At 34.6% G+C, this 5823-nt stretch carries 9 protein-coding genes and 1 pseudogene; 9 read left to right on the top strand and 1 reads right to left on the bottom strand.

Translation table 11 applies throughout. The features are described from left to right. Positions 1 to 53 precede the first annotated feature (53 nt). Positions 54 to 206 carry a hypothetical protein gene (locus tag AC1DUW_RS19685; RefSeq protein WP_161804921.1) on the bottom strand — a complete coding sequence of 51 codons (153 nt, stop codon included), beginning with the start codon at positions 204 to 206 and terminating at the stop codon, positions 54 to 56. 234 nt (positions 207 to 440) lie between these two features. Between AC1DUW_RS19685 and AC1DUW_RS19680 the strand changes: the two genes are divergently transcribed. From AC1DUW_RS19680 to AC1DUW_RS19640, 9 genes and pseudogenes are all read left to right on the top strand, one after another. Continuing rightward, positions 441 to 602, top strand: coding sequence for a hypothetical protein (locus AC1DUW_RS19680; protein WP_477643260.1), 162 nt, complete (start codon positions 441 to 443; stop codon positions 600 to 602). After that, the gene (locus tag AC1DUW_RS19675) at positions 595 to 756 is read left to right on the top strand and encodes a hypothetical protein (protein ID WP_157444319.1); all 162 of its coding nucleotides are present in this window, start codon (positions 595 to 597) and stop codon (positions 754 to 756) included. The genes AC1DUW_RS19680 and AC1DUW_RS19675 overlap by 8 nt, the downstream gene beginning before the upstream one ends. A gap of 59 nt (positions 757 to 815) precedes the next feature. Beyond that, positions 816 to 1019, top strand: a complete 204-nt coding sequence (locus AC1DUW_RS19670; RefSeq protein WP_053346047.1) for a hypothetical protein — start codon at positions 816 to 818, stop codon at positions 1017 to 1019. 215 nt (positions 1020 to 1234) lie between these two features. Continuing rightward, a pseudogene (locus tag AC1DUW_RS19665) lies at positions 1235 to 2268 on the top strand (IS1595 family transposase). A gap of 153 nt (positions 2269 to 2421) precedes the next feature. After that, positions 2422 to 2916: a DinB family protein gene (locus tag AC1DUW_RS19660; protein ID WP_477643259.1), complete on the top strand. Its 495-nt coding sequence runs from the start codon at positions 2422 to 2424 to the stop codon at positions 2914 to 2916. A gap of 286 nt (positions 2917 to 3202) precedes the next feature. Further along, entirely contained in the window at positions 3203 to 3388 is a 186-nt protein-coding gene (locus tag AC1DUW_RS19655) for a hypothetical protein (RefSeq protein WP_053346043.1), read from the top strand. A 794-nt stretch (positions 3389 to 4182) separates the two neighbouring features. Beyond that, positions 4183 to 4500 (top strand): hypothetical protein, encoded by a 318-nt coding sequence (locus AC1DUW_RS19650; protein WP_053346042.1) that lies wholly within the window; start codon positions 4183 to 4185, stop codon positions 4498 to 4500. 594 nt (positions 4501 to 5094) lie between these two features. Next, positions 5095 to 5445 carry a hypothetical protein gene (locus tag AC1DUW_RS19645; RefSeq protein ID WP_477643258.1) on the top strand — a complete coding sequence of 117 codons (351 nt, stop codon included), beginning with the start codon at positions 5095 to 5097 and terminating at the stop codon, positions 5443 to 5445. Continuing rightward, a complete protein-coding gene (locus tag AC1DUW_RS19640; protein ID WP_082527356.1) occupies positions 5446 to 5634 on the top strand; it encodes a sigma 54-interacting transcriptional regulator in 189 nt (62 codons plus the stop codon). The last annotated feature ends 189 nt before the right edge of the window (positions 5635 to 5823 follow it).

The following is a 5823-nucleotide window of genomic DNA, read 5'->3' as shown; positions in this document are numbered from 1 at the left end:
GCTACCAAATTATCAAAATATCTACGTAATTCATTAGAACGACTCCCTTTTTGTTATTTGGATAATCCTTTAATGGTTAATAATTCCACAGCTTTAAAAATGGAATTATTACCGTAATCCTCTGCGAATTCAATAATCTTTTGCATGTCGCTTTTGGTAAATTGCGTCCCTACACGTTCACTTCTGTTTTGTTTAATTTTCTTCATCTGATATTCTCCTTTTTGTGCTTATATAGTATCTATACATACTGAGTGTAAAAGTCAGTAGAAGTTACACACTTTTTTTAAATAATTTCACTCCGTCATTATATTGAAAAAAATTAAAAAGTAAGGACGATTAACCATATATGAATAAATTTATTTTTTATAAAGGTTGCTAGCTACAATTTGGTGAATTAGTATTAAAATATCAGAATATTTAGTGTATTAGGAGGAGTTACTATGAAACCAATAATAACTATGGACTTAYAATTGTTAGCAAATGTTCTTAGGGAGAATAATTGTACAAGTTTAATTAGTGCGATTGCCGAAAAGGATTTTCAGGTTGCTCAAATGCTCGATGTATTAATAATTGAGGATAAATGGGGGATGACATTTGACTAAGCTCAGAATCCTTTTAACCATTCCAATTTTGCTATATGGAATTTTCATATTTGTTGTCATTCAAAACGATAAGAATATTCCACTTTATTTGCACCTTCTATTGGCAATCTACTTGATGTTGTTTGTACATTATGAAGAAAAAGGCGGAGCTTGAGGAACTACGTATCAAGTACCGTGTGTACGAATATTATTCATTGGAAAGTAGGAGAAGCCATGGAAAAGCCAAATAGTTTACAAGAAATATATAACGCTAACCGACCTGAGAATAATGAACTTTTTCGAGCGATACAACAGCATCTTCAAATGAAACATCCAGACAAACGAATGACGGCCACGAGAACTTTACAATATATTGTGGCTGACAGTGTTTCATCTGGAGAGCTGCGTAATGTTGAAAGTCGGATTTTATATAGTTGAAATCCTAAGGTCATTTGAAATGACCTTGGACACACAACCCCGCATACGAATCCTAAATCAACTGAAGTTGACCATGGCGCTTCAAAAGTTTAGGAAGGTATGCCAAAAGATGAATATCAAAAAATTAGGCTTTGTTAAAGAATAATGTTGTTATTTGATTTTCTCGAACGTTCGTTCTATGACGAACTAAATTTACCGAGAGCGAATGAGTTTTAATGGCGTTAGTGGACATTATTAACCAAATCAGAAATCTTAGCCAAAGAAACCAGCAGCGATTGAAGGAGTTCTTCACAAACTCATTAGGGAGTGCGGGAGAAACAGAGTCTGTATTCACTGATGTATCAGAACAGAAACACAAAGACGGCTATACCTGCACCCATTGTCAATCCACTAATGCCATTCGCTTCGGTAAATATCAGGTAAAAACTACAATCAATACCATTGAACGTCAAAGATACCGCTGCAAAGAGTGCGCTAAAACATTCACAGATATGACGAACACTCCTCTTCACAGAACTCATATGCCTAGTAAATGGCTTCAGTTCATCGATGTATGATTGAAGGGGATTCCCTTCTGAAATCAACTAAACTCATTGGTGCTCATTATGTGACGCTTTTTTATTGGAGGCATAAAATTCTAACTGCATTGAAACAGATGGATTTTGAACTTTTCGAAGGCATAGTAGAAATGGATGAAACCTATTTCCTCTATTCCGAGAAAGGAAAACGGAATATCCAGAAAACCAAGGTTACGCGGTGGTAGTTCGGAGTTTAGAGGAATAAGTAAGGACCAAGTATGCGTTCTTGTAGCCAGAGACCGCCAAAAGAGAACGTTTTCCAAAACAATAGGAAAAGGGCGTATTATAAAAAAGAGTTTGGACRAAGCCTTAGGTTCCAAGCTATCAATACAAAATGTTCTATGTACGGATGCTTGGCGGACGTTTATGACTTATGCCAAAGAAAAAGGAATTGAGCATCATCGCTTTAAAGCAAATGGTAGGGAGCGAGTTAAAGGGATTTATCACATCCAGAATGTAAAAGTTATCACAGCCATTTAAAGAGCTGGATGGAGCGTTTTAATGGTGTAGCGACTAAATATCTAGACCATTATTTGAGCTGGTTCCAATTTTTAGACACCATCAAACATATAAAAGATAACTTTACGATAACCAAAATGGTTTTAGACAGTTGTTCTTTCTCAGTTAACACAACTTATGATAAACTGAAGTTATCAGAATTTTACAAATAACGGAACGTTCATTGTTTCGTTAAAGGGCCAGTTTAATTGAACAAGGAATTGGCATGACACCTTAATTAGTGAGCTATCTACAACAACACGCCGCAAATGAGTTTTGACCAAAGGGATTATCTATTAAAGGGATTAAATTGGAGGGAATAGAAAATGGATGTAAAGACACTTTTGTTACAACAATGGRCAAGCTGCTTAGATGAAGAAGACTGGTTTCCACCACTTGAAAAAGTGCTAGAGGATATCACTTTTGAACAGGCAATTTGGAAACCAGCTGATGGGGCAATGAATTCCATTTGGGAATTAGTTTGTCATTTACTTTTCTATGAAAAGAGATTTCTGATGCGATTTCTTGGTGAAACAGCGAATGAACCACAGGCAGAAAATAATGAATCTACATTTCGATTACCAACTGAGACGTTAGAAAATTGGAAGGAAACAAAACAAGAATACTTTTATGTTCATCGTGAACTTGGAAAAATACTAGCAAAATCAGAACATGAAGATTTGTATAGACAGATCCCAGGAGAAGATAATTCATTAGTGCTTGAACTGAAGAGTTTAGCAATGCACGACGCATATCATATTGGGCAAATTGTATTCCTTAGTAAAATGCAAGGAGCTTGGGCAGGGAAACGCAGCTTTTAAAAAAGCTTCATTAGCTTTACAGTTATTCCATTATAGGGGGCTTTAATGGAATAAGAACGGGAACGTACAAATCGGACGTTCCCGTATTTTATACCTAAAAAACAACAATACTACTTAACAAAGCCAAAAATTAAAATTGCGGAGGAACAAAAATATGATTATGAATGGTATAAACCAATTGAAGATGAATATTAAAAGGACCCCCGATTAATAAGCGGAGTCCTTTTTTTAAGCAAGTAAAACCGTTCCATTTGTTGAAATGAAGTAAATGGAAGGAAGTGATAATATGAATGCTCAAGATGAATTAAAAAATTTGGATGTTGGAAAATTAAGCCCGCAAGACATACAAATGGCCACTGTTTTAACTTTAGTGAATTTATTGAAAAAAAGGGGTATTCTTACAGGTGAAGAGTATACCGAAAAACTCAGAAATATAGTGAACGAAATGAAAATTGAAAAAGATAATGAATAAATGAAAACAGACATCCTTTCGGGGATGTTTTTTTGTTCACTAAACCGCCCTGGTTGACGTGCTTCACTAGATAATGAAAATTGCGTGTAATCGCCGTCTAAGACCCATTCGTCAACAACTTGCACGTGAATGAATCGGGCGTCCCACAACGGGGCGTCTTTTTTTGTTTTCATTATTGAACTATTAGTTATACCTTAGTGAGTTTCTATTCGTTTTCATAGGAAAGTTCCGTTAATGAATTTCTGTGGCAAGCGAGGATTTTTTCAATCCCTCGGTTTTCTTCATCTCTTGATAGTCGCAAATAAATTGCCACATACTTTATGTTTTCGTTTGTAATCATTGGTACAACAACACTCCTCGGATTTTATGTGTCAATTATACCTCGGTTGTCCCCAGTTACTTAACTCGTACATTGAGAGAAATCTGAGGATGGATATACGCCAGTTCCCGATGACGGACTGTATCTGCTATATGTATGTATTTTAAATAATCTCCATACTTAACAATTTTCGTAGGAATAACTTAGAGCTCCTCTTCTCTATTTCCACTTATATCCTTTTAAGATATCTTTCTTACCATTCTACCTTACTTTTATCACTAATTTACAGGTTGACGGTAATATTTTATATTCTAACGAGGTATTTGTTGAAATTAGTAATTAGCATAAATGTTAATATCTTTTCTCTGCAACACGATTTTTCAGGGAATAGTAACGACTATAGAAAATTAATTAGAAATAAATTGAATTCCATTCTTTTAGGAACACTACTATTAAAAACAGGAGGATAATATATATGACACCTCGAAATGTACCGTCAAACAAAGATAATGAAGAGAATGAAAATAAGGTCTCACCATTAGTTAAGGAAAATGAAATAGTTCAACTCAACCGATTGTTAGGTGCCGTCATGAAGTATTTATCCGATGATGAACAAGAAGAAATTGACATTGAATATCTACTAGAAAACACGGAAGGATTACGAGACTGGTGGAATAAATATAGGGAGCTTGATCGAAAAAGGATTGAAGAAGAAATAAAAAAATCTCTAGGTGATCTATCCTTAGAAGAACTTGAAACAATCCGTGAACAAATACGAAATAAAGAAAACTAAGAAAACTAAGAAAAATCTTTCTGCTTATGTATTTCCCCAATTCTGATGCGATTCTTAGTAAAACGCAAAATTCACATTAGCATATATACTAAGGACCCTTTAGTTTCATTAGACAGTGGAATCGCCCTTAATTTGGGGCAGTATTAATGTTCTTTTATCCAATACTCTAAATTGTGGATTTTTCAGAGGAAGTCTTTATTTTTTTAAAAATTTTATAAATCCAATTAATTTTTTTCAAAACACTTTAACTTCTACCATCTTTCATTGATGGTTTCTTCCGAAGATCTAATTGATCAATCACGGAATCTGTTCATACATTCAATGGATTAATTATAGTCATACGCGGTCATGCTTCCTACTATATTAGAATCAGTGGCTTGTAAGCTATTCTTCAAAAAAACTTATAGATAATGAACCAGAATCAGTTTTAAAAGATAAAAAAAGACACCAACACAATGGTTAGTGCCTTTTCTCCATCCTCTACTTAGACAGTGTATTTTTCTGATTGTACGAAGGTTATCCGATTCTCACTAATGAAGCCTTAATTTGTCTCATGCATTTATTAATTCCTATGTTTTTTACGATGCTGTAGAAATGATGGCGGTTCCAAAAACTAGTGCTGGGATTGTCCTTGAAACGAAACAAGCTTGTACGATAATTATTGAATATGAACACGGGAAAAAGTGTATCGTCACAGCCACTCCTTATATAGATGCAGATAATGAAATACTGTTCGTTGTTTCCAACCTACGAGATATAACAGAAATGAACCGGCTGCAAAAAGAACTTGAAGAAACACAACAAATCAAAGACATGTATCAAAAGAACTTAGAGAGGTTGCGGAATGAAATAGGCAATCAACAGCATATTATTTATCAGAGTATGAACATGAAGCAGGTAATGTCGCTTGCAGAAAGGTTTGCTGAGAATGACTTACCGATATAACTGTTAGGAGAATCTGGAGTCGGGAAAGATGTCCTGGCTAATTTCATTCACGAGCAAAGAAAACGAAAAGGTCCATTAATTAAAATTAACTGCGGAGCGATACCTGATCATTACCAGGAGCAGGAGAAGGCTAAAAAGGCTGTGAAACAGCTAGGAGAAAGAAGAACCAATTATCGTGAAAAGGATTAAATGAAAAGGAGAAGACTTTCTAGTCTTCTTTTTTGTGTGTAGAAATTAAAACATAAGATACCATCTATGCTTCTCTCACTTGGTAAGGCTAAATAATGGTAGCTAAATACATGTAATAATTGCTAAAAATAGCTCATTACAAATGGCCAATAAATATATGAGCCTTAAAGCCCCTACTCTATTATATAT

Source organism: Peribacillus sp. P4_C12, assembly GCF_056402095.1.
This window is presented reverse-complemented; position numbering and strand designations above follow the sequence as displayed.